Raw genomic sequence first — 26,276 nt, forward strand, 5'->3', positions numbered from 1 at the left:
CATAGTTTCACAAAGTTCGCAATTATACCACATCAATGTGTCAGTAGCTAGTCATAACTTACTTTTGTTTTAAGTCAGTTGGTAACAATCGATTACTTAGTCGAATAAAATCTGCCACTGTTAAACGTTCGGGACGAATTTGAGGATCGATTTGTAAATCATCTAAGACAATCTGGATTTCTTCCTTGATTTCTGGTGTCTTACCAAACATTCCTTGAAGATTGTTCCACAGATTTTTACGGCGATGCATGAAACATCCATGAACCGTTTTAAAGAAATGAGCTTCATCATCAGGCTTAACTGTATATTCCGTACGTGGTGTTAAACTCAAAATTGCTGAATCAACCTTGGGCTTTGGAACAAATACTTTGGCCGGTACTGCAAATTCAATTTTAGTATCCATTCGGTATTGAACCACAACAGATAATGACCCATATTCTTTATTGCCTGGATTAGCTGTTAAACGTTCAGCCACTTCTTTTTGCATCATAACAACCATTTTTTCAATTGGTAATGAACTCGCCATAAAGTTTTTTAAAATTGGAGTTGTAATGTAGTATGGCAAATTTGCAACCACTTTAAGATGATGTTTGCCATCAAGATTTTCCGCAATTTCATTTGCTAAATTTGCTTTTAACACATCGTGATTTAGAACGGTAACATTATCATATGGCGCTAATGTGTCATCCAATACTCGAATTAGATTTTCGTCAATTTCAAATGCCAATACGTGATGAGCTCGTTTAGCTAATTGTTCAGTTAACGCTCCAATTCCGGGGCCAACTTCGATTACATCATCTTCTTCTGAAATCTCGGCAGCTGTGACAATATTAACCAAGACATTGGAATCTGTTAAAAAGTTTTGCCCTAAACTCTTTTTAGCCGATAAACCATATTGTTCAATAATCGCTCTTGTTCGAATCGGATTACCGATTTCAATTTGTTCAGTCATGTTTTTCTCCATTCATCTTTGTAATTGCATCATCGAACTCCGCTTTGGTAACTTGAAATAGTTGTAATCTTTTTGGTAACTGTTTGGCATTCACGTATCCAATACGGAGAATTTCACCAAGCTCAAGGCGACGTTGCTTTGCACTGCTGCCAGCAATCAAACCGGCATCAATCAAGTCCGTCCGACTAATTTCAGGTTTGCTTTCTTCATCTTCAGTATATAAATGACTAAGAGCCTCACGAATAACAGCCGGATCAGCATGTTCCACTCCCAGACTGCCTTTATGATCTGGAACAGCCTCAGAGCGCTTTAAAAACGCATGTTTAACGTTTGGCACTGCTGCAGAAATAGTTTTGCGGATTTTCTCACCAGAAAAGTCAGGATCGGTGAACACAATCACCCCTCTAGTCTTCTGCAATTCAGCAATATATTCTACGGTTTCTTCTGAAATGGCTGAACCACGAGTTTCAATTGTGTCAGCTTTAACAGCCATATTGATTCTTTTTGTGTCGTCCTTACCTTCAACGACGATAACTTCTTTTATTTTCTTCATTCTTTAATCCCATAAAATTTACAAGTATTTTGATAAGTGGCTTCTGCTAGCTCATCGGGATTCATATCACGATGACGAGCTAATGCTTCTAGCACATATAAAACATATGCCGGTTCATTCTGTTTACCCCGAAGAGGTTCGGGCGCTAAATAAGGTGCATCCGTCTCAACCATAATGCGATCCAGTGGTGTTTGGCGAACTGCTTCATGTAAATCCTTCGTCTTTTTAAAACTAGCAACACCACTGTAAGAAATATTCATTCCTAAATCTAAGAACTTATTTAGCCAATCAACATCGCCATTAAAACTGTGCATCACAGCACCGATGTCAGCTACATCTGCACCTTTTAAGATATCATAAGTATCTTCCATTGCGTCACGGCTATGAATAGCAATGGGTAAATTTAAATCATGAGCAATCTGAATTTGCTTTTCAAAAACATGCCACTGCGCTTTTTTAGGCGAAGTATCCCAGTGATAGTCCAAGCCAATTTCACCAACGGCTACAACCTTTTCGTCAGTCAGCTGTTCTCTTAATACCGCTTCTTCATCACTGTGAAAGTCTTTAGCATCTTCTGGATGAAAACCAACTACGGCATAGACATTATCATACTGATGAGCTAGTTCGATGGCTTTGCAATTCAAAACTGTATTCGAACCAACTTGAGCCGTCTTAACAACTCCCAGTTTACGAGCGTGTTCAAGATAAGCAGCTTCTTCTCCAGAAAAGGCTTCATCGTTTAAATGCGTATGCGAATCAAAAATCTTCATGTTTTAATCTCCTAAAAATAAAAGGAATCGTCTCACCTTGAATGGCGTAACGGTCCCTTTTTAAACCGTACTTTATGCTAAAACGTCTCCATTTTCATGGCCCGCTCCAACTTCGACTACGGTAATTTTACCATCTTTTTCAGTTGAAAGAATCATTCCCTGACTCATTTCACCACGCATTTTACGTGGCTTTAAGTTAGCAACAATTAAAACTTGCTTGCCAACTAGCACATCTGGATCTGGATATGATGAAGCAATACCAGATAAGATTTGACGCGGTTGATTATCTCCAGCATCTAACTGGAATTTAAGTAACTTGTCAGCCCCTTCAACATGTCCGGCTTCTAAGATTTGAGCAACTCGAATTTCAACCTTATCAAAAGCTTCAATCCGAATTTCCTTTTTACCATCTTGTAACGATTCTTGAGCCTGTTCTTTGGCGGCTTCAATAGCTGCACGACCCTTTTTCTTATCAGATTTTGTCATCTGTCCCTGAATAAAATCAACTTCTTTTTCAACGTCCAAACGAGGGAAAATTGGTGTTCCCTTTTCAACAACCTTTGTATTGGCAGGAATTCTACCAAAGACTGCATCTTCCATTCCCATTTGATCTGTATTAAGACCTAATTGATTGAAAATTTCAGTTGGTGCTTTAGTCATAATTGGTTGAATCAATATTGCAATGATTCTCAAGCTTTCCGCTAAGTGATTCATAACACTTGCGAGCTTACGTTTTGAATCTTCATCATCATTTTTAGCTAGTACCCAAGGTTCAGTTTCGTCGATGTACTTGTTAGTACGTGAAACTAATTTCCAAATTTCTGACAATGCATCAGAGAAGTGTAAATCATTCATCAATTGTTGATAGTTCTTGACTGTTTGTTGAGCAACGGTTTCTAAGTCTGTATCAACGTCGTTAACACCAGATTCAAAAGTTGGGATAACTCCACCTTCATATTTGTTAATCATGGCAACGGTACGGTTCAATAGATTTCCAAAGTCATTAGCTAGATCAAAGTTAACCTTATTTACAAAGTCTTCTGGTGTGAAGATTCCGTCATTTCCATAAGGCATTGCTTTGAGCAAGTAATAGCGCAATGCATCTAAGCCATAGTGTTCAACCAATGTATCCGGATAAATTACGTTGCCTTTTGACTTAGACATTTTACCATTCTTCATCAATAGCCATCCATGACCGTACACCTGCTTAGGTAGTGGTAATCCTAATGCGTGTAAAATGATTGGCCAATAAATTGTATGGAAACGAACGATTTCTTTTCCAACAAATTGAACATTGGCTGGCCAATATTTCTTGAAGTTGGCATCATCGTCACTGCCATAACCCAAGGCCGTAATATAATTTGAAAGAGCGTCAATCCAAACGTAAACAATATGTTTAGGATCATTTAAAATTGGCACACCCCATGTAAATCCAGTTCTCGTAGCGGCTAAGTCTTCAAGACCTGGTTTAATGAAGTTATTAATCATTTCGTTCATTCGTGCAGCAGGCTGAATAAAGTCTGGATGACTTTTGTAGTAATCCAACAACCAGTCAGCGTACTTACTCATCTTAAAGAAGTAAGATTCTTCTTTAACTAATTCAACTTCATGACCTGATGGAGCTTTTCCACCAATCATCTTACCGTTATCATCACGGTAAACTTCAGCTAGTTGAGATTCTGTAAAGTATTCTTCGTCAGAAACCGAGTACCATCCCTCATATTCACCGAGGTAAATGTCGCCTTGATCTAATAGTTGTTGAAAAATCTTTTGAACAGCTTTTTCATGATAATCATCTGTTGTACGAATAAATTTGTCATTGGAGATATCTAGTAACTTCCAAAGTTCTTTAATATCCTTGGCCATTCCATCAACATAAGCTTTAGGAGTTGTTTTAAGTCCATCAGCTTTTTGTTCAATCTTAAGACCATGTTCATCTGTACCAGTTAAATAGAACACGTCCTTGCCTAATAAGCGTTGAAAACGAGCTTCAGCGTCTACAGCAATTGTTGTATAGGAATTTCCAATATGAAGTTTTCCTGATGGATAATAAATTGGGGTGGTGATGTAATAAGTTTCTTTTTCAGCCATGCCAGATCCTCTATTCTAATCTAAAGTTAATTAACATTAATTGTATCATATTTAACGTACTCCACCGCGCCATTTTTAAATCATAACTACTTAAAATAAATCCATTTGCACTGGACCCAATCCTCCAAAGTGAAGGCCTAACATTTCTTGAATTTCAGCCGCATTACCAGCCGCGTCGTGATTTCCGTTATTGTTAAAAATAATATCTACTTTTTGCGCTGTTTTATTGAGCTCCGTTGCCATTTCACCAATTCGCTTTAGTTCTTCAGTTGAATAATGATAGTTAGTTCGCTCATGCGGTGGTTGATTCTTAGTTTGAGTCCATCCCGCTAAATTACGACCGTGTAATCGGATAAATACTAATTTTTCATTGGTGATTCGTGGAACTAGAGGTATCCCATTCGTTCCATCAAAGGGTTCATCAGCAATCACATGCGTCATTTCAAGGCGTTTAAGGTAAGCAATTGTAGAGTCTCGAACTGCTTCATCGAACCAACTATGATTACGAAATTCAATTGATAATGGCAGTCCATCCATCAACTCTCTAATTTCAAAAAGATAGCGAATATTTTTTAAAGTGCAACGAAACGAAGGTGGAAATTGAAATAAGACAGTTTCCAATTGTTTAGCTTTAATTAAAGGCTGAAGTATCTTTTTGAAATTAGAAAACTCAATCCGACGGTCTTTACTTAAATAGTCCTCATCCTCATTTGGATGATCATGGAGTGTCATTTTTTGATATGCCTTCAGTATAAATTTGAAGTTCTCCGGTACTCGGTGTTGCCAATTAACAACACTTGAGAGCCTAGGGATCCCATAAAAAGAACTATCCACTTCTACTATTGGAAAATGGCCAGTATATTCAGTTAAAGTTGCTTCTTCCTTACCTTCAACAGATAAACTTGGGTGATCTTTCCATGTACTTAATCCAATTTCAATCATTAGCTATTACCTCGATAAAATAAAAAGCTGTCAAAAATCGACAACTTTTAGTTTGGTGTTATTTAAATAGCATTAGTAACAGTGAAAAGATAATCATCATGCCATTTAAAGCAACTAAAAAGACATCTATAAACTTTCCATCAACATGTTTATTAAAGGGACGTACCAAGAAAGTTAAGCCACCAATATAAGATACTACTGAAAAAACTGGGACAAAGAACATTAATATGAACCCAAATGCAATCAATCCAAATCCGACTCGTTCTGCCATTGAAAAACGCGTGAAGTTATACTCATGAACCAACGGAATATGAGCGGTTTTGCTGGTAGTCAAGCGCTGAATATCATAAATTTTAATACCAGTTGCCACTAATGTATACACGAATAAAAGTGAGCTTGTTACTTTACCGGCTGGATTCGATCCAAAGATTAAAATTGTAATCGCCATACCAAGCATAACCATTTCAGTGATAAAAAATGCCACAAATTCGCGTGTTTCCGATACTTGATCCGATATTGTAAATGATTGAGGAGTAGTTTTCCGAATCATAATAATCATTCTTATTAATATGTAAGCTACTGCACCTGTAATCACTAATGCAAAGAAAATTACAGTTAACAGGTCAATTGTTCCCGTCATCAGACGCCAAAGAAATAAAACAATTGAAATAAGCGACGCAATACCCGAGATGTTTGCCGCTCGGTTCCATTCTGTTTCGTTCATTAATCTAAAATCTCCTATTGAAGAGTAATTGTTATTATTTTAACATTTTAAGACGGCTCTTAACAACCGAGCCCCTAATAGAAAGCCTTTTCATAGTGATTAAGTTATAATAAAGAAAAAGGAGGTTTCTGTTATGGATAAAAAATTACACAAATCAAATAATCGTGTCATTGCGGGTGTTTTAGGTGGATTTGCTGAAACATACGGAATTGACAGCTCGCTTCTTAGAATTGGTTACTCGGCTATTTCTCTGTTTACTGGGGTGTTACCTGGTGTTATTTTGTATATCATTGCTATGATTGTGATGCCGGATGACGAATAGGTTTGCGTTCTACTGCAGCATAAAAGAACCAAGTCATAACTATTGCTGGAACGTAGTGGATTAATTTCAAGCCAAAGTTCGGTCTTGAAACTTAACCTTATTCTAAGTGGTAAACCACTAAGAATAATTTCACTACTTAGCATAGTTTTGACTTGGTTCTTTTCCTTGCACTCTTTGTCGAATCGCTTCGCTCTCGACCTTTATACTAGAGCTAAAATACTACCTTACCGTATATGGCATTCCCATCTCATCGAACAATTCTTTTACGTTTTTATTGTAGAGTTCACGGAAATATTCGTCAGAAGCTACTTTTTTTGGTGTTGGTAATACGAATGAATTTTGTTTGTCGCTGATACCAATTCCTACGTAAGCTCTTGTTTTAGTCTTTTGTTCGTGTAGATCTGAATGGAAGATTTGGAAGACTTGACGCACTTTTAACCTTAATTGGCGTTCGCTGAAGACACTTCCTAGCGTGACAAAATCGATGGCATGGATTTCCGGTAAATTCCAGGCTTGCATCTGCTCGTCGAACAGTCTAAAAGCGTTTAATACTTTGCGACGTAAATCAAATGGCGACTTAATATCGCGTTGTTGTAATTCGTCTTCAATCTTTTGTGCTGCAGCAAAAGCTGTTGGATAAAGATCTTCTAATTCAGACTTCACGTTACTGATTCGGTCACCAAAGAAGACAATTGCATCCATCATCATTAGTAATCTTAAAGTGCTCATTCCGTCAACGTCACCATCATTTTCTGGAGTGATTGTATCTTTAATTCCCTTTATAAATAGTTCTTCGATATTATCATCAACCAATCCCTGACGACGTTGTTCACTGACCACAACCTCATGAGCAACAATATCGTATAGTTCTGTAATCAAGACCATTAATTGTTGGTCAGTTTCTGCATCATCAGATGTTAATTGGAAATAGATTTGGGGAAATCCTTTTAAAACCATTAATAAATGTAATAACTCGTGTGAAGCTGTGTAATCTGGAGCAGTGATGTCACTGACTTCAATTAGCATTTTCTGACCGTCACCGACTTGTTGAGCTTGATCATGTCGTACATATCCGGCTTTGTCTTCACCAAAGTGGATTCGAACCTCACCAGGAAAATGTTCATTAACCTCTTCTAGTAAGTCTTGAACTTTCGGACTAATTTTTATTTCCGTCATTTCGTTTATTCCTCACTTCTTCAATTACTTTTTGAGCTGCTTGAGCGTTCATCTTAGGTTGATTGAATAACAAGCTTAGCATTGAATCAACTTCTTCTGGCATGGCACCATTTGCTATCAAAAGCGATTTAGCCTGTAATTTCATATGACCTTGCTGAATTCCTTCACCAGCTAGTGCTTTTAAAGCAGCTAAGTTTTGTGCTAATCCCACAGAACCTATTACTTCTGCTAACTCTTTAGCAGTGTTTACTTTTAAAATTTTAAAATTCTGTTGAACTTGCTTGTTAATGGTAATTGATCCACCAACACTAGCCACTGGCAGTGGTATTTTTAAAACGCCACATAACTTGTCATCAACCACTTTCCATGTTGATAAACCTTTATACATACCAGATTGAGCTGCAAAAGCGTGTGCGCCACTCTGAATTGCCCGCCAATCATTACCGGTAGCAATAGCAACCGCATCAATTCCGTTTAAGATTCCTTTATTATGGGTAGCAGCGCGATATGAATCTATTTGAGCAAAGTAACTTGCTTTAGCTATTCGTTTAGCCAAATCTCTCGCTCTTTCTAAGTCAGAATTTATAAGTTGAATGGGTATATCACATTTAACAGTTGTTAAAGCACAATCTGCTAGATTCGATAAAATCTTTAAATCAACTTCCAACCGACCACTAAACTGTTCTTGAATCCAATTTCCAACGCTTTCCATCATCGTATTAATGATATTTGCGCCCATTGCTTCTTGAGTATCAACAAACACATCGATGGATAGACATTGATGACCTAAATTACGCACTCGAATAGAACGAGCTCCACCACCACGTTTAACAATTGATGGATGCGCATTATTTGCTATTTCTAAAATTTGGTCTGCAACCTGATTAAGCTCGGCCGTGAGTTGTTCCGGATCAACTATTTCACTCACTAAAACCTGACCCATTTTCAACAACTGACTTTCAGACTGAAAGCCACCAGCTAAATTAACAATCTTGGCACCATTACTAGCTGCCGCAATCACAGATGGCTCTTCAGTAACCATTGGAACAGCATATTCTTTTTGATTCACTTTAAAATTAACAGCGATTCCTTCTGGAAGAGAGAAATCTGTTAGATAATTTTCAATCATTTGTTGGTGAATATAATCGACACCAAATTGATCTAGTTCATCTGTCGTTAGTTGTGTATGGTCCCGTAGCCATTCAAGCTGTGCTGAACGAGACATTTTATGATAACCATCTACCATATTGAACTCCTATAAATCCATTTTAGAAGTATATTCTGAAATAATACCTTCCCGAACGCCACTTTCTGAAAATACAACTCGATCGGCATCAATCATTTGGAGCAACATCACTAATGGCAAAATCCCACCGACAATGATATCTGCACGATTAGTTTCCAAACCTGGCATCTTCTTACGTGTTTCTAAACTACGTGATAATAGTGTTTTGAAAGTACGATTGACTACTTCTGTTTTTAGTCGATAACCATGAATATGATTAATACGAGCAAGCTTTTGACGTTGACGATTCATACGAGCCAACGTTCGGTTAGCACCGCCCAACAATACAACTGGCTTATTAAAGGCATCCATAATCCACCAAATATCTCGCAACTGTTTATTGATAAACATTTCTGCTGCAAACAAATTATCCGAGCGTACAACATTATTTAAGTGAAACTGTTCGGATAAACTCACTGCTCCAAATGGAATACTAATTAAGTTGTCAGCTCTCCCGTCGTGAACATTGATTAATTCACAACTTGCACCACCAGTATCTAAAATAAGGCAGTCTTTAACCTCTAGTGAATTCATGACACCCAAATAATCATAATGAGCTTCATCATCACCAGATAAAACTTCTAACCTAATACCAGTTTCCTTACGAACCCGATCTAAAAATTCATGTTGATTGCGTGCCATCCGGACCGCTGCAGTCGTAATTCCACGAACTTCGATATTAGGATATGTTTGATAGATTTTTTTGAATCTTTTTAATGCATCCAACGTGCGTTGCATCGCCACTGGCCGAAGCAAACGTTCACGACCCATTCCTTCTGAAATTCGTGAATCTTCTTTAATTCGTTTTACTTCTTTGAAACTACCATCATTTTGGATTGTATTAATTGCCATTCGAACTGAATTGGATCCCAGATCAACAATAACTAGATTTTTCATACTTTTGTCCTCATTCATGTATATTCTCTTTAATTTTACCATTAAAGTAATTGTGAGAGTCCCATAAAAGTCAAAAAGACCCAGGCAAAATTAACATTTCACCTAGGTCATATTTAGACTTAAAAATTAATCAAAATAATTAATACCAATTGCATCCCGGACTTCTTTTAAAGTTTGGTTTGCAACTTCATTAGCAGCATCACTGCCGTCTTTCAAAATCTTATATACGCCATCCATATCGGCAGCATATTGTTCACGACGTTCACGAATGGGTTTCAACGTAGCTTGGAGTACTTCATTCAAGTAACGTTTAATCTTAACGTCACCTAACCCGCCGGCTTGATATTGGTCCTTCAATTCTTGAACCTTAGCTTTATCATCATCAAAAATATCCAAGTATGTGAATACAGTGTTTCCTTCAATGTGGCCTGGATCTTCAATTTTAATGTGTTGAGGATCTGTGTACATTGACATTACTTTCTTTTGGATTGTATCAGCGTCATCAGCTAAGTAAATAGCGTTGTTAAGTGACTTAGACATCTTAGCGTTACCGTCTAATCCAGGAATACGTCCTTGTCCCTTTGGTGGGAAATACCCTTCAGGTTCAACCAAAATATCTTGTTTATAAATGTTATTAAATGAACGCACAATTTCACGAGTTTGTTCAAGCATTGGTTCTTGATCATCACCAACTGGCACCGTATTAGCTTTAAATGCTGTAATATCAGCAGCCTGACTAACAGGATAAGTAAAGAAACCAGCAGGTACACTTTGACCAAATGATTTTTGCTTAATTTCAGTTTTAACAGTTGGATTTCGTTCCAAACGCGCTACAGAAACAAGATTCATGTAATGCTGAGTTAGTTCGCTTAAAGCAGGAATTTGTGATTGGACAAAAATAGTTGATTTTGCTGGATCAATACCTACAGCAAGATAATCCAATGCAACTTGTGTTAAACTATGACGAATTTTTTCTGGATCACGGGCGTTATCAGTCAAAGCCTGCATATCAGCAATCATAATAAATGTTTTGTAATCACCTGTATTTTGTAAAGCTACACGATTTTTTAAAGAACCTACGTAATGTCCAATATGTAATTGACCTGTAGGACGATCTCCAGTTAAAACAACTTTTTGTTCTGTCATTGTAAATTCCTCCATTTTATTAATTGATTGTATAAAAAAATCCCATTGCTCAGTTAAAGAACAATAGGACGATTATTTTCGCGGTACCACCTAAATTACAGATACGTATATATACCTGTCACTTTGCTGAAAGATAAGGGCTTTCACCCATTTACCAGTTCGTCGCCATGAAACTTCTCAATTACCGTTTCTCCCTGTTTTTGGCTACCCTACTTATACCTTCAGTTTACTTGCTATTTTGGTACTTGTCAAAGGTATTTTTAATCAGCCAAATCAGTTGACATACAAGGGTTTTGCGCCTAAAATTGTGCAAGCATTTAAGAAGTCGAAGTGGAGGGATAATATGGATTCTGAACAAAAACAAGAGCAAACACGCGTCGACCGAGTGGTTGAACAAATCAAGACCGAACAAGTTCATATTGAAGATTTATACGCCAAAGCTCAACAAGAAACAAAAAACGTTGAAAAAAATTATTCCCAAAACGCCAAAGTCAACATGATTGAAGCGGATGATCGTATTGAAACTGCTGCCGAAATCCAACAACAAAAGGGGTTAGTCGCTCGTACAATTGAAAATGAAGCGATTCTAAACCGTCAAATTACTGCACTAAAGGAATTGGAAAAGTCCCCCTATTTTGGTCGAATTGATATTAAAGGCCAGGATGAATCATCCAGCGAACCTTTATACATTGGTATTTCATCCTTTGCAGATCAAAATGGAAATTTCCTAGTCTATGATTGGCGCGCTCCAATCTCAAATATTTACTACAATGGTACGCTAGGCAAAGTCTCGTATGATACTCCAGCAGGCCACATGACAACCGAACTAGTTAAAAAACGTCAATTTGTAATTAATGACGCAAAAATAGTTCATATGTTTGATATCAACGAAACGGTTGGCGATGAACTGTTACAAGCAGCCCTAGGTGAGCAAAATGATGAATACATGCGGAATATCGTTTCTACAATCCAGAAGGAACAAAATGACATTATTCGAGACACAACTAGTGACCTACTAGTGGTTCAGGGGGTCGCTGGAAGTGGTAAGACTTCAGCTATTCTCCAACGTATTGCCTACTTGCTTTACCATAGCCGAGCATCACTAAATGCCGACGAAATTGTTCTATTTTCTCCTAATCGTCTGTACAGTCGCTATATTTCAGACGTTCTGCCAAGTCTGGGAGAACGCAATATGCGCCAACTAACTTTGGCAGAATTCTTTAGTCGTCGTTTTGAAGGTTTAAGTGTTGAATCACTGTTTGATCGTTACGAAAATAATCCTAAGTTAGCCTTACAAGAACAAGCTCTACAGGATTGGCAAGAAAGTGCAGAATGTATTCATGCGATTCAAGAGTACGTCGAACAACTAAGCGTCGCGGATTTGAAATTTAATGATATCAATCACAAAGGTGAGGCTTTCTTTGCAAAAGAAGAAATCGCAGCTATTTTTGCTAGTTTTCCAACTTCGATTAGTCTGCCAAATCGCTTTGTAAAGACGAAAAACGAACTGATTAGACGACTCCAAAAGCGAACACTACAAGAAATTAAAAAGGACTGGGTTCAAGAACGCATCAATCAAATTGGTGACGAGCAGTACCACAATATTGTTGGTCGGCGCCATTTTAAATCTTACGATGAAGAGAATCGCTTCATTGGCTCAGCAATTGTTAAACAAAGTTTCCAAATTATTGACGACGCAATTTATAACAATTATTTCATTGATGCATACCAGCAATACCAAGACTTCTGGCAATGGACTAAGACACCAGAAGGTATACACGAAGAAACCTGGAACAACAAAATCAATAACTTTGTGCAAAACTTAGAGTTTCATAAATTAAATTTAACTGATGCTGCACCACTCTTGATGTTGCGTGATTTAATAGTTGGCAGTGGCGTTAATCGAAAATTCCAATATGTCTTCGTTGATGAAATGCAAGACTATTCAATTGCACAAATGATGTATTTGAAACATGCCTTTCCAAAAGCAAAATTCACATTACTAGGTGATAGCGAACAATCGTTATTCAAGGATGTAACGGCACCACAAGAATTATTAGATCATTTAGAAGATGCGCTGCAAGTTCATAAAGCGAACCTAATCACTTTGAATCGTAGTTACCGCTCTACAGCACCTATTACCAAGTTTGCCGCTGCTTTATTACCTGATGGCGACCAAATTCAAGCTTTCAGTCGAGACGGAGCAAAACCTCTAGTCATTGAAAGTCAGCCGGAAAACTTCAGCAGTAACTTAATTCAGCTTTGCCAAACTGAACTGGATCAAAATGGATCAGTAGCTATCTTGACTAAGAATCAAACTGAAAGTATTGCCGTAGAAAAATTATTGCATAAGAAATTTCATACTCATCTTTTAAACGATGGTGACCTCTCGTTGCCAAAGGGATTAGTAATCTTACCAATCTACTTAGCTAAAGGCCTTGAGTTTGATTCCGTCATTGTTTATAACACCTCTGACGTAAATTACCACAACACTAAATGGCGTGGGACACTATATACTATGGCATCCCGTGCTATGCATCAATTAAGTATGATAAGTAACGGACCAATGTCACGTTTGATTTTAGATTTAAATTCTGACCTATTTGAAGAAAAAGAACTACCAAAAAAGAGTTTGAAACAAAATTAATTTTTGTTTCAAACTCTTTTTACAAACTTTACTTTAATAGTCTAAATCGGAGACAAAAAGCTAATTCTTCCGCCTAGCTACGAAAACCAAACGATTCCAAATGCGAATCATCAGGTTTCCTATGCTATGCTCAGAATCAGAACACCTTTTGTCTCACTCTCATTGCGCTTTCGCAAATTCTTTAATTCTACGACAAGCTTCATTTAATTTATCCTGACTAGTTGCGTATGACAATCGAATATAACCTGGCATTCCAAATCCTTCTCCAGCAACTACTGCAACATGAGCATCATTAAGTAGTGCAAGTGCTAGCTCACTAGAACTTGTAAAACCTTTTTGCTTCATGAGTTCCGTTACATTTGGAAATAGATAGAACGCACCTTCTGGTTTATGTTCAAGCTTCAAGCCCGGAATATCGTTTAGTAAAGCAAATGTTTCATTCAATCTCTTTTCGAATGCATCCCGCATATCAAAAACTGCTTTTTGATCCCCGTTCAAAGCTTCAATCGCAGCATACTGCGCAACAGTTGTCGGATTAGAAGTCATGTGACCTAATAAAGCACCCACCTTATTGATAATTTCAGAATTTGCAATCAAATATCCTAAGCGCCAACCAGTCATTGCGTACGCTTTAGAAACCCCATTAATTATGACTGTATTATTCACTAGTTCATCCGATAATTCGAGGACGGATGTGAATTTCACATTGTTATATACTAATTTGCCATATATTTCATCAGCAATTAACAATACACCGTGTTCCAACGCCCACTTAGCAATCGATTCAGTCTCTTCCTTGGAATAAACTAATCCAGAAGGATTCTGTGGTGTATTTAAAATTAGAATTTTGGTACTATCATCCATTGCCTCGGTTAGTTCATCTGGAGTAGCCTTCATATCATTAGCATGTGGATGAACCACTTGTACTTTAGCTCCAGCTAATTTTATTTGTTCTTCATAACTAACCCAATAAGGAGCAATAATCATAGCTGAATCGCCAGGTTCCAATACTGCCTGAAACAACGCGTACAATCCCATCTTGGCGCCAACAGTTAAAGCTACCTGTGAAGGATCGATAGTCCGTTGATAATCTTGAAAGACTCGCTTGACGACTGCATTTTGTAAATCAGGAAGTCCTTTAACCGGTGTATAATAGCTCGCTGACCCATTTTGAATACTATCAATCGCAGCCTTTTGAATATTAACAGGAGTAGCGAAATCTGGTTCACCAGTACTTAGATTGATTACATCAATGCCATCAGCCTGCATTTTCTTAGCTTGTGCCGAAACGGCCAAAGTAGCTGACGGACTTACATTTAAAACTCGTTTTGAAAATTTCATGCTAGTCTCCTACTTCAATTTAGTTAATTTAACTAATAAATCACCACTGGCAATCTGCATGCCATCATGAGCAATCACTTTTTTAACTCGTGCATCAAATGGAGCTCGAATTGTCGTTTCCATTTTCATAGCTTCCGTGACAATTAAATCATCACCCTTATGAACTTCTTGTCCTTTTTCAACCAGTACATTAACTACTGAGCCGGCCATCGTTGCACCAATTTGACTATCATCTGTAGGTTCGGCCTTTGGAACCTGAGTTGTAGTCACTACGGCATTGTTATCATGGACAATCACTTCTTCTGACTGACCATTAACTTCAAAGAATAATGACCGATCACCATTTTCATCTGCTGCACTAATTTCACGTAAAACAATAATAGCAGCGCGGCCTTGGCTCAAATGGAATTCAACTCGTTCACCTTTTCGCATACCTTGGAAGAACGTTGGCGTATCAAGTAAAGTAACCGGTCCAAAGTCTTCCTGACGTTTGCTGTAGTCCATGAATACATCTGGATAAAGAATATATGAAAGAAGTTCTTCATGGGTAACTGAACGATTTAGTTTTTCTTCTAATTCGTCCTTAGTCTTTTCCAAATCAATAGGTTGAGCGAATTTTCCAGGACGATCAGTTAATGCAGTTTGATTTCCAAGTACTATTTTTTGTAACTGTTTTGGAAAACCACCAGCAGGTTGACCTAAGTCACCTTTTAAGAACGCAACGACAGACGCAGGAAAATCTAATTTATAATCATTATCTAAAACATCCTGCTCTGATAAGTCATTTTGAACCATAAATAATGCCATATCACCAACCACCTTAGAAGATGGGGTTACTTTCGTAATATCACCAAACATCTTGTTTACGGTTGCATACATATCCTTGATTTCATTCCAACGATGTCCTAAACGTAAGGCTTGGGCCTGTTGTTGTAAATTAGTGTATTGACCACCGGGCATCTCGACTTTAAAGATTTCTGTTTGAGCACCATGCAATGGATGAGCGAATGCTTCATAAGGTTCCCGAATTGAGGCCCAGTATTGGTCAATCTCTTCGGCATTCTTAACATTCAAATTAGGCTGACGTTTACTATGATCTAAGGCATAATATAGCGCACTCATCGAAGGTTGCGATGTTGTTCCAGAGAACGAAGAAGATGCAACATCCACTACATCAACACCAGCGTCCACAGCTCTAGCATAGGTATAAACTCCCATCCCAGTTGTATCATGTGTGTGTAAATGAATTGGAATCTCAACTTTGTCTTTCAACTCACTAATTAGGCGATAGGCTGCTTCTGGTTTCAGTAAGCCAGCCATATCTTTAATTCCGATAATATGTGCCCCTGCTGCTTGTAATTCCTTAGCCAAATCAACATAGTACTTTAAATTGTACTTAGTTTTGTCTGGATCAAGAATATCACCCGTATATGCCATTGCAGCTTCGGCAATTTTGTTACTATCTCGAACCTGTTTGATGGATTCCTCCATTTGTGGCACCCAATTCAATGAATCAAAAATCCTGAATACATCTACTCCGCTAGCGGCCGATTGAGCAATAAATTCATCAATTACATTATCGGGATAATTCTTATATCCAACCGCGTTTGATCCACGAAGGAGCATTTGAAGAAGTGTATTTGGCATTTGCTTTCTCAATGTTTCCAGACGCTTCCAAGGGTCCTCACCTAAGAAACGATATGACACATCAAAAGTTGCGCCACCCCAGACTTCTGCTGAAAACAGGTTAGGTAGTCCTTGCGCTACTTTATCAGCAACACTAATCATATCGTTAGTTCGCATACGCGTTGCAAATAAGGACTGATGCGCATCACGCATTGTTGTATCAGTTAATAAAACTCGATCTTGTTCAGTGAGCCATTTTCCAACTGCTTCAGGTCCTGACTGATTCAAAATGGTCTTCGCCGAAACGATTTCTTTACTAGGTACTACAATCTCAGGTTGGTGCGGATGCAAATGAGTATAGTGCAGTTTCTTATCGATTCCTGGATAACCATTAACAGTTGTTGTAGCAACGTAATTTAATAGCTTCGTAATTGATTGAGTTTCAGGTTTAATTTTAAATAATGATGGGGTTTCATCAACAAAAGTTGTTGGTGCCAATTTAGACCTAAAAACTGGATGATGAATTAAATTCTTCAAAAACAGAATGTTAGTTTTAACACCTCGAATGACGAACTCATCTAAAACGCGATCCATCTTCACTAACGCTTCTTCAAAAGTTGCAGCGTGGACAATTGCTTTAGTCAAAAGTGAATCATAATAGGGTGTAACATGAGCGCCAGTAAAAGCATTCCCGGCATCCAACCGAACGCCGGTACCACCTGGTGAACGATAAGTTTGAATTCTTCCAACGTCCGGTACAAAATTATTCATTGGATCTTCAGTCGTTATTCGTGCTTGAATAGCTACTCCAACTGCTTCTAAATCCTCTTGGAGTGGAATCTGAATATCTTCATGGAGCCGTTCGCCATTTGCAACTCTAATTTGTGCTTGAACAATATCGACACCAGTCACTTCTTCAGTTACTGTATGTTCCACCTGAACTCTAGGGTTAACCTCCATAAAGAAGAACTGATCTCCTTCTACAAGAAATTCAACAGTAGCAGCATTTGTATAGTTAACTGATTTGAGTAACTTGATTGCAGCTTCTCGAATCCGTGCTCGAACATTTTCATCAACACCAACAGCCGGAGCAAATTCAATAATCTTTTGATGACGGCGTTGCACGGATGAATTACGTTCATAAAGATGCATCAACTCACCGTGTTCATCCGCAATAATTTGAACCTCAACGTGAATTGGATCAACTAAATAACGCTCTAAATAAATCTCATCGTTGCCAAAAGATTTGCTAGCTTCTGAACGAGCCATTTCAAAAGAACGGCGCATTTCACTTTCTTCGTGAACAATTCGCATCCCTTTACCACCGCCACCGGCAGCTGATTTAATAAAGAGTGGATATCCTGATTCTTTTGCAAAATCCAAAGCTTCTTCGACCGTAGTCACTGGCTCTTCTAATCCTGGAACCGTTGGTACTCCCGCTTTAATCGCGGTTACTTTGGCTTTTAATTTATCACCAAATATATCCAATAATTCGGCACTAGGTCCAATAAACTTAATTCCAGCATCAGTTACGGCCTGAGCAAAGTCTGCATTCTCTGATAAAAAGCCATAGCCTGGATGAATGGCATCAACATGATTTTCTTTAGCAATTCGGATAATATCTTTAATATCCAAATATGCTTCAATGGGTCCGTCTCCTGCACCAACTTGATAAGCTTCATCAGCTTTAAATCGATGCATTGAAAACTCATCTTCTTTGGCATAAATTGCAATCGCAGTCATACCCAATTCATGGATTGCACGAATAATTCTAGTAGCTATTTCGCCACGGTTAGCAATTAAAATTCTTCTCATTATTATGTAAGCCTCCAACCAAATTACGCTTTTTTAACGTTCTAAAGTATGTATTAACAGCCATTATAGCAACTTTCAGACTCGAACGATAGTTTATTAAAAGAAAATTAAAAATCGTGAGTTGAATAATCAACCCACGGTTTTTAACTAAGCTACTGCTCTTTTTCTTCTAATTGCAATTTTTAAAATAAATGGTGCAATGACTGTAACCAGTACAATAGTCAAAACCAATGCAGAATAGTACGAACTGCTAAGTAGATGTTCAGCAAAGCCAATTTGCAAAGTAATCAGCGCCATTTCACCCCGCGAAATCATACCCGCTCCAATAACTCGACTACTCTTTTTATCAAATCCAGATAATCTCGCACCCAATCCACATCCGTATAGCTTGGTTAGGACAGCTAAAACTGTAAATACGATGATTAATACTAAATCATTGAAGAACTGTCCAAAACTAACTGACAAGCCAACGCTAACGAAAAATACTGGAATAAATACTGCGTATCCGATTGGTTCAATTGCTTTCTCAATTTCATCATCGGAAACAGTCATTGAAATGGCAACACCAGCAAAAAAAGCTCCGATTGCTCCACTCAATCCGGCTAGATTAGATAACCATGCCATTCCTAAACAGATAACCATTGCCATAACCGGACGACTAACCGTGACGTATAATCGACTAGCTAAATTCATCAAATATGGTGCAATCCATTTTGAAATCACATAAACACCAACGAAAAATAGCACTTGATAAAGAACTAACCATCCCAGATTTGAGTTACCTATAGCACTAGTGTTTTGCGATGCAGTGAGCGAAATCATAACTCCGAGTAATAAAACACCTAGGATGTCATCAACAACAGCTGCCCCTAAAATGGTGGCACCTTCTTTAGTATTCAGTGTTTGATATTCCTTTAACACTTCAACAGAAATACTAACTGACGTCGCTGAGAAAATCACACCAATAAAGAGAGCTTCCATTAGGTTTACGCCAAAAAGTAAGCTAACTCCGCCAACTATGACAACGGGAAAGATAACACCAATTCCAGCAACGATTAGAGCCGGACGAGCATATTTTTTTAGTAATCCAAGATCACTCTCTAGTCCAGCTAAAAACATCAGAATAATAACCCCAATTTCAGAAAAGATTGAGATTATATCTGAGTTTTTAACAATCGAAAATACTCCTGGTCCAATAATGATTCCGACCAATAACTCACCAACAACTGCTGGAATTCCAACTCTCGTCGAAAAGTGTCCCGCTAACATTGTTAAAACTAATATTAAAACTAAAACGCCAACAAATTCCATAAGGCCTCTTTCTAGCCAAAGTACTCTAAGTCACTGGCCTCAGTTGGATAAGCAAAAATCTGTGATTGCACTTCGGACATAGTAGCTTTGGCATTGATAATCATTGTTAAATAATTGATAACAGTATCTGCTTCACTACTAATCACAAACGCACCAACAATTCGATTGGATTCTTTTTCGATCACAACCTCTGCTTTAGATACTGGCTCATTTGTTCGTTTATATGAGAACCAACCAGTCATATCTAATTTATTGATGTCATATTTATCGGCTTGCTTTTGAGCTTCTTCAACCGAAAGACCTACCTGAGCTAGTTTTGGCATCCCATATACTAACGTTGGAATTGCTGGATAAGTAATCCCATCTCCATATTTGAGTAACTCGTTACTCAAATATTGAGCTTCAAAACCAGAAACTGGTGTTAACTTAGGTTGCTTACGCGAAACTACATCACCCATCGCGTAAATATTTTCAACCGTCGTTTGTAAATGATCATTAACTTTAATTCCGTGTTGATCAGTTTCTACACCAATCTGGTTTAAATTCAACGTATCATCGTTCGGTCTTCTACCTGCCGTAACAAACCCTTTTTCAACTTTCAATTCAAGTCCCTGTCCGTCAGATAGTTCAATTTCACTGTTATCTTTTATTATTTTATTTATATTAACATTAAAATGGAATTGTACACCTTGTTTCTTTAACTGATCGATTAATTCATCCACACCATCTTTGGGAAATCCTTTGAGAGGACGATCATTATGATGAATTAAATGGACCTCTGCACCAGCTGCAACCGCAATTGCAGCAAACTCAAAAGCGATGTACCCACCACCCACAAATACTAATGACTTAGGTAAATGATCCATACTCAAGAAATCAGTACTTGTTTGAAGTAATTCATCTCCATCAATATTCAAACGTCCTGGTCTTTGACCAGTAGCAACAACAAATCGATCACTTTCAATTTTATCTGAACCAACTGATAAAATATTGGCACTCTCAAATTCGGCATGCCCATCAAAAACATCGATTCCAGCATTCACTAGTCCCTGTTTGCTTCCCACTGAAACTGGAGCTGTAAAAGTTTTTTCAAACTTCATTAAGTCATCCCACTTAATTGCAGGAGTATCTTGAATACCCTTCTCAACTAAATACTCACCTTTACGTTTTGCTTCAACGGCTGAAAGTAATACTTTTTTAGGATCACAGCCACGATTAGGACAGGTTCCGCCCCATAAATTTTCTTCAACTACCGCAACTTTTTGTCCGTTTGATTTCAAAGGATATGCTAATCCTAAACCAGCAGGGCCTCCGCCAATAATAACAACATCATATTTTTTCATTTTGTGACCTCCTAATTTAATGTTTGGTTTCACTCAAATAAGAAATAATCGCCTTTCGATCAATCCATCCCACATGTTGTTGACCCTTAGCATCCAGAACCTCAACAATCGGTGTATTAGATAATTTGCTAAATACATCCTCCAACACATCGTTGGAACGAACTTGAACCGGTGAATCAATTTGTTCAGGTGCTGAAACTGAAAACCCAGTTCGCATTATTTTATCCACGGGAGTTTCATATATATTCTTTCCAACCGTTGAGGCAAAGAAGTCTTCGACGAATTCGTTAGCTGGATGTTGCGCAATTTCTTCCGGTGTATCAACTTGTAATAAATCACCGTGACTCATGATACCAATTCGATCACCTAACTTTAGTGCCTCATCCATATCATGCGTAACAAAAACAATTGTACTTTTTACTTTTTGATGAAGTTCTACAACTAAATCTTGCAATTGAGTTCGGACAATCGGATCCAAAGCACTAAATGGTTCATCAAATAAAATTACAGGTGGTTTAGCTGCCATAGCTCTCACAATTCCGATTCGTTGTTGCTCACCACCAGATAATTCACGTGGATACCGATCTCGATATTTTTCAGGGTCTAAATCCACTTGTTCTAATAAATCATCAACTCGGCGATTAATTTCTTTTCGTGGGACTTTCTTCATTTCCAGAATCACGCCAATGTTTTGGCGAACTGTCATTGTTGGAAACAATGCAATTTGTTGCAAAACGTATCCGATGTCTAATCTTAAAGTACGTAAATCATAGTCTTTAATTCTTTTACCGGCGAATAAAATATCACCATCTGTTTGAACAAATAATTGGTTGATCATCTTTAAAGTAGTTGTTTTACCACTTCCAGAAGTTCCCACTAAGACAAATAGTTCTCCTTGATCAATCGTAAAATTAAGATCTTTAATCGTCGTTTGTCCATTAAAATCTTTCTTTACATGACGAAATTCAATCATTGGTTGTGCCATTTTATTCACCTGCCTTTAATAAGCCATGTTGAACTAGATACGTCTTAGCAACACCAGCAGCTGACTTCTTTTGTACGTTTACTTCATAATTCATTTCTTGCATTTGTTTGGCAGTAATCTTTCCCTTTAACTTGTTTAATGAATCAACAACTTTCGAATGTTTACCTGCAAAGTCATCATTCATTAATGGTGCTCCCTGATATGGTGGAAAGACATGCTTATCATCTTGCAAGGTTACTAAATCTAACTGTCTTAGCTGACTATCCGTTGTATAAGCATCACAGATATTAATATCATTTTTCTTGATTGCTTCATAGCGCAATGATGGTTGCATCGACTTAATTGGAAAGTCTAAGTTATAAGCCTTCTTAATGCCAACCATTCCGTCCTTACGGTTAATAAATTCCAATGACATTCCACCATGCAATTTATCTTGAATAGCACTCAAATCAGAAATAGTTTTGAGATGGTACTTAGCCGCGAAACTTCTCTTAACTGCAATACCAAACGTATTTTCATAATTCATTGGTTCCAAATATGTCATACGACCTTGCTGCGAAATTAATTTCTTAGCTTTTAAATACGTTCCTTGTTCAGATAATTTTTTAGTACTATCATCCTTAACCAATGTTTCTAAGACCGTCCCACTAAATTCTGGATAAATATCAATTCGATGGGCCTTTAAAGCATTAAACAAGAAACTTGTTTCACCAAAATTAGACTTGAGTTGCACTTTAACTTTGGGGTTATCTTGCTCAATCAAATCCTTATACATATTGATTAAGATATCTGGTTCTGATCCTAATTTACCAGCAACTGTAATTTGTTCTACTGGTTTACTAAGCGACTGAACACCAACACCACCAGCAATAGCGGCAATTAGTACCCCAACCGAAATCAACATGTTCTTTAAACTCATTCTTTGTAGTAATCGAATAAGCGCACTCAAAATAATTGCCAATAAAGCCGAGCTAATTGCACCAATTAAAATCAGCGAGGTGTCATTTCGATTAATTCCTAAAAGAATAAAGTTACCTAGTCCACCGGCACCAATTAAAGCGGCCAATGTAGCAGTACCAACAATTAATACCATCGCTGTTCGAATACCTGAAATAATAACTGGCATCGCAATTGGAAGTTCTACTCGAAACAATTTTTGAATTGGACGCATTCCAAATGCATCCGCCGCTTCTTCTAGAGAAGGGTCAATTTCGTCAATCCCGACATATGTATTTTGAAAAATAGGTAATAACGCATAGATTACCAGGGCAATCACAGCTGGCACACTACCGATTCCAACAAGTGGAATTAATAATCCAAGTAATGCTAGTGAAGGTATTGTTTGTAAAACACTAGTTATTTGTAATAAAGTTTCTGCAACTTTTGGATGATGTGTCGCCCAAATTGCCAATGGAACAGCAATCATGACCGCAATTAATAAAGCAATCATTGATATTTCCAAATGTTGCAACAACGCTTGCCATAACTGGTCTTTTTGATCTAAAAATGTTTTGATTAAGTCACTCAATTTATTCAGCTTCTTTTTAATTTAATGACTTATTATCGCACAAAAAAAGCACTGTCCCTAGCGATAAGCCTATGAAACAGTGCTTTTTATCAAATAGAAAGTTTTACTTCAGCGGGTTTAGTTTCCACAATAACTTGTCCAGTTTTAATTGAATATAGCAGTTCCTTTCGCTCATTAATTTCGTCGTAAAAATCTTTGGCATTAAAGATTAAACAATCCGCGCTATTTCCAATCTTTATTCCATACTGATCACCGAGATGTAACGTTTTAGCGGCATTATTGCTGACAAAATTGTAAGAACTCTGAATTTGTGAGTAGCCCATTAGTTGAGCAGCATGAAGTCCCATATGAACTGGATCAAGCATATTTCCGTCTCCCATAGGATACCATGGGTCCTTAATGTCATCTTCCCCAAACGAAACATTAACATTATGTTCTGATAATTCTTTTACGCGAGTCAATCCGCGTCGTTTAGGATACGTATCAAATCGACCACCTAAATGCATATTCACCAAGGGATTTGAAACCATATTTATTTTAGAAAGCTCCAATAATCGCATCAGTTTATAAACATAAGCATCGTTATAAGATCCCATTGCTGTAGTATGACTCGCAGTAATTCGATCTTGCAATCCAGTTTCGTATGCCAATGTAGCAAGAACCTCCAAATTGCGAGAGTTAGGATCGTCAATTTCATCACAGTGAACATCGACTAATTTGTCATACTTTTCAGCTAATCCTACTAGATATTTTAAAGACTCCACTCCGTAGTCCCGATTAAATTCGAAATGCGGAATTCCACCGATCACATCTACTCCGGCCTTTACAGCATCTTCCAGTAACTTTTTACCATTTGGAAAGGATAAAATTCCTTCCTGTGGAAATGCAACTAGTTGAAGATTCATAAAGTCTTTCACTTCATCCTTTAACTCCAACAGCCCTTCTAGAGCTGTAAAATTGGGATCTGTCGTATCAACATGACTACGAACAACTTGAATTCCATGACTAGCTTGTTTCTTTAATGTTTCCAAAGCTCTTTGTTTAACATCTTTTTTAGTTAACGTCTTTTTGCGTTCTGACCAAATGCGAATCCCATCAAAGAGTGTTCCGTTTTCGTTCCACTCCGGATCTCCAGCAGTTAAGATCGCATCTAAATGGACATGAGAATCAATGAACGGTGGTAACAACAATTTTCCATCCGCATTAATTACTTTTTCATTATCTAACGCTATGATACTTTTACTAATTTGAGTAAATTTACCATTTTCAATTCGAACATCCTGTTTAACATTACTATTTTCAATATAGACTTGTTTAATCAGCAATCTTCACATCTTCTTTCTGATTGGTAAAAACCTTAACACAGTAATAGAGCACTCCAACAATGATCATATCGATAAACGTTGCACCAGTTACATTTTGAATAAATGCGACTTTTTGCAGTAACCAGTATAATATTACACCAAAAATCCAAAGGCCAAATGATAGCCATTGAACGCCACCACGATACCAATAACGTCCTTGCGGATTTCCTAACTCACTGACTTGATAATTCTTCTTTGCAATCATGTAGAAATCGACAACCATAATGCTGACGATTGGTCCTAGTACCATTCCAACATAGTCTAGAAATGCTGTAAATGTATCCAAGAAACTTCCATAGATAACTGGTATAAACGTCACTATGGTAGAAAGAATTGTGACAATAAAGAGCGATTTTTTCAAACTCAATTTGCTGAACATATTATTTAAAGCTGATCCCGCCGCCTGAATGTTAACCGCATTGGCTGTCATACTGGTTAAGACAATCACGATCATAGCAACCATACCTAATCCTAATCGATTAGCAATCGTACTTGGATCAGAGTTATTAGCATTGTAGACTCCTGATGTAATAGCAATACTAATTGTTGCACTCAGTCCAATAAAGGCAAACCAGAATACTCCAACGAAGGCTCCAAGGAATGGTGCTGTTGTAGAAGTCTTGGATTTATTAGTAAATCTGGTGAAGTCTGCACCAGCAGTTACCCAAGCCAGATTAAATGCAGCTAAAGTATCAATCGCAGATCCAAACTTCATGTGCTGGGCACTTGGAACCTTCCAGTGTGCAATCTGACTAAATGATACGTCCTTAAAAACAACGACCGATTCCCAAATCACGAAAATAATAACTAGAACAATTCCTATTCGCTCAATAATTTGAATCGATCGCTGCCCGGCGATGATACTTATTAGATGCAGAACACTCATAACTACAATTCCAACAATGAGTCCAAGGTTCCCACCTGGATGACCAAATACTGGCCATCCGAATAATGTATGTAAAATGTAAGACATTGAAGTTGCTGCAATAAATGTATTAACAGCAGTCCAACCAATAAATTGTGTCAAATTCACTAATGAAGGGATAATACTACCACGAATTCCAAATGATGCCCGAGAGATTGCCATGGTTGTAGCACCCGTTTTATAACCCATATAACCAACTAAAGCGAGAAACACATATGAAATACTAGAAGCAATAATTAAAGCTTTAATCCCACCTACAAATCCACAGGCTGCAATAATACCACCTACAAACCACGTTCCGTTGTTAGCATTTGCTCCAACCCACGTGGCAAACATATCCCAATAAGTCATGTGACGATGATCCTTTGAAATACTATCCACCGCATACTTCTTAGATTTATCCATCAGAAACCTCCTAATAATTTTTTGACACATTTTTAAATATTATACGCGGATGAATAAAAAAATCCAGTCTTTTTTGACTGGATTCTACAAACTCATTTTTAACCCGAATTTAAAATTGAAGTGCAACA

The 26,276-nt window shown here is 37.6% G+C and carries 20 protein-coding genes; 2 read left to right on the forward strand and 18 right to left on the reverse strand.

The window, feature by feature from the left end; translation table 11 throughout:
- Positions 1-58: 58 nt before the first annotated feature.
- From rsmA to IV88_RS01040, 6 genes are all read right to left on the reverse strand, one after another.
- Positions 59-952 (reverse strand): 16S rRNA (adenine(1518)-N(6)/adenine(1519)-N(6))-dimethyltransferase RsmA, encoded by an 894-nt coding sequence (gene rsmA / locus IV88_RS01015; protein ID WP_057797820.1) that lies wholly within the window; start codon positions 950-952, stop codon positions 59-61.
- Positions 945-1,505 carry a ribonuclease M5 gene (gene rnmV, locus IV88_RS01020; RefSeq protein ID WP_057797823.1) on the reverse strand — a complete coding sequence of 187 codons (561 nt, stop codon included), beginning with the start codon at positions 1,503-1,505 and terminating at the stop codon, positions 945-947. The genes rsmA and rnmV overlap by 8 nt, the downstream gene beginning before the upstream one ends.
- Positions 1,502-2,275, reverse strand: a complete 774-nt coding sequence (locus IV88_RS01025; protein ID WP_057797825.1) for a TatD family hydrolase — start codon at positions 2,273-2,275, stop codon at positions 1,502-1,504. Before IV88_RS01025 ends, rnmV begins: the two co-directional genes overlap by 4 nt.
- A 72-nt stretch (positions 2,276-2,347) precedes the next feature.
- A complete protein-coding gene (gene metG / locus IV88_RS01030) occupies positions 2,348-4,366 on the reverse strand; it encodes a methionine--tRNA ligase (RefSeq protein WP_057797826.1) in 2,019 nt (672 codons plus the stop codon).
- 90 nt (positions 4,367-4,456) lie between these two features.
- Positions 4,457-5,308, reverse strand: coding sequence for a DUF72 domain-containing protein (locus tag IV88_RS01035; RefSeq protein ID WP_057797828.1), 852 nt, complete (start codon positions 5,306-5,308; stop codon positions 4,457-4,459).
- 58 nt (positions 5,309-5,366) lie between these two features.
- A complete protein-coding gene (locus IV88_RS01040) occupies positions 5,367-6,032 on the reverse strand; it encodes a hypothetical protein (RefSeq protein ID WP_057797830.1) in 666 nt (221 codons plus the stop codon).
- A 133-nt stretch (positions 6,033-6,165) separates the two neighbouring features.
- On the opposite strand from IV88_RS01040, the gene IV88_RS01045 reads away from it, so the two are divergent.
- The gene (locus tag IV88_RS01045) at positions 6,166-6,354 is read left to right on the forward strand and encodes a PspC domain-containing protein (RefSeq protein ID WP_057797833.1); all 189 of its coding nucleotides are present in this window, start codon (positions 6,166-6,168) and stop codon (positions 6,352-6,354) included.
- Between the two features lie 219 nt (positions 6,355-6,573).
- On the opposite strand, the gene IV88_RS01050 is transcribed toward IV88_RS01045, so the two are convergent.
- From IV88_RS01050 to trpS, 4 genes are all read right to left on the reverse strand, one after another.
- Entirely contained in the window at positions 6,574-7,530 is a 957-nt protein-coding gene (locus tag IV88_RS01050) for a hypothetical protein (RefSeq protein WP_057797835.1), read from the reverse strand.
- Complete coding sequence (locus IV88_RS01055) at positions 7,511-8,776, reverse strand: hydroxymethylglutaryl-CoA reductase, degradative (RefSeq protein ID WP_057797837.1); 1,266 nt, start codon at positions 8,774-8,776, stop codon at positions 7,511-7,513. Before IV88_RS01055 ends, IV88_RS01050 begins: the two co-directional genes overlap by 20 nt.
- Positions 8,777-8,785: 9 nt before the next feature.
- Positions 8,786-9,712 (reverse strand): Ppx/GppA family phosphatase, encoded by a 927-nt coding sequence (locus tag IV88_RS01060; RefSeq protein WP_057797839.1) that lies wholly within the window; start codon positions 9,710-9,712, stop codon positions 8,786-8,788.
- Between the two features lie 126 nt (positions 9,713-9,838).
- Positions 9,839-10,858, reverse strand: a complete 1,020-nt coding sequence (trpS, locus tag IV88_RS01065; RefSeq protein WP_057797841.1) for a tryptophan--tRNA ligase — start codon at positions 10,856-10,858, stop codon at positions 9,839-9,841.
- Between the two features lie 343 nt (positions 10,859-11,201).
- On the opposite strand from trpS, the gene helD reads away from it, so the two are divergent.
- On the forward strand, positions 11,202-13,505 hold the full coding sequence (gene helD, locus IV88_RS01070) for an RNA polymerase recycling motor HelD (protein ID WP_057797843.1): 2,304 nt from the start codon (positions 11,202-11,204) through the stop codon (positions 13,503-13,505).
- A gap of 159 nt (positions 13,506-13,664) precedes the next feature.
- Here helD and IV88_RS01075 read toward each other — a convergent pair whose 3' ends face one another.
- The 8 genes from IV88_RS01075 to IV88_RS01110 form a co-directional block, all read right to left on the reverse strand.
- Positions 13,665-14,846: a pyridoxal phosphate-dependent aminotransferase gene (locus IV88_RS01075; RefSeq protein WP_057797845.1), complete on the reverse strand. Its 1,182-nt coding sequence runs from the start codon at positions 14,844-14,846 to the stop codon at positions 13,665-13,667.
- 9 nt (positions 14,847-14,855) lie between these two features.
- A complete protein-coding gene (locus IV88_RS01080; protein WP_057797847.1) occupies positions 14,856-18,287 on the reverse strand; it encodes a pyruvate carboxylase in 3,432 nt (1,143 codons plus the stop codon).
- Between the two features lie 147 nt (positions 18,288-18,434).
- Positions 18,435-19,598, reverse strand: a complete 1,164-nt coding sequence (locus tag IV88_RS01085; RefSeq protein ID WP_057797849.1) for a cation:proton antiporter — start codon at positions 19,596-19,598, stop codon at positions 18,435-18,437.
- Positions 19,599-19,609: 11 nt separating this feature from the next.
- Complete coding sequence (locus tag IV88_RS01090) at positions 19,610-20,941, reverse strand: dihydrolipoyl dehydrogenase family protein (protein WP_057797851.1); 1,332 nt, start codon at positions 20,939-20,941, stop codon at positions 19,610-19,612.
- Between the two features lie 16 nt (positions 20,942-20,957).
- Positions 20,958-21,926 (reverse strand): ABC transporter ATP-binding protein, encoded by a 969-nt coding sequence (locus IV88_RS01095; RefSeq protein WP_057797853.1) that lies wholly within the window; start codon positions 21,924-21,926, stop codon positions 20,958-20,960.
- A gap of 1 nt (position 21,927) precedes the next feature.
- Complete coding sequence (locus tag IV88_RS01100; RefSeq protein ID WP_057797854.1) at positions 21,928-23,454, reverse strand: ABC transporter permease/substrate-binding protein; 1,527 nt, start codon at positions 23,452-23,454, stop codon at positions 21,928-21,930.
- An 89-nt stretch (positions 23,455-23,543) separates the two neighbouring features.
- Entirely contained in the window at positions 23,544-24,779 is a 1,236-nt protein-coding gene (codA, locus tag IV88_RS01105; protein ID WP_057797856.1) for a cytosine deaminase, read from the reverse strand.
- Complete coding sequence (locus IV88_RS01110) at positions 24,769-26,148, reverse strand: cytosine permease (RefSeq protein ID WP_057797858.1); 1,380 nt, start codon at positions 26,146-26,148, stop codon at positions 24,769-24,771. The genes codA and IV88_RS01110 overlap by 11 nt, the downstream gene beginning before the upstream one ends.
- Positions 26,149-26,276: the final 128 nt, after the last annotated feature.

The sequence above is a fragment of the Pediococcus argentinicus genome, assembly GCF_001437605.1.
In the GTDB taxonomy this organism is placed as follows: Bacteria; Bacillota; Bacilli; order Lactobacillales; family Lactobacillaceae; genus Pediococcus; species Pediococcus argentinicus.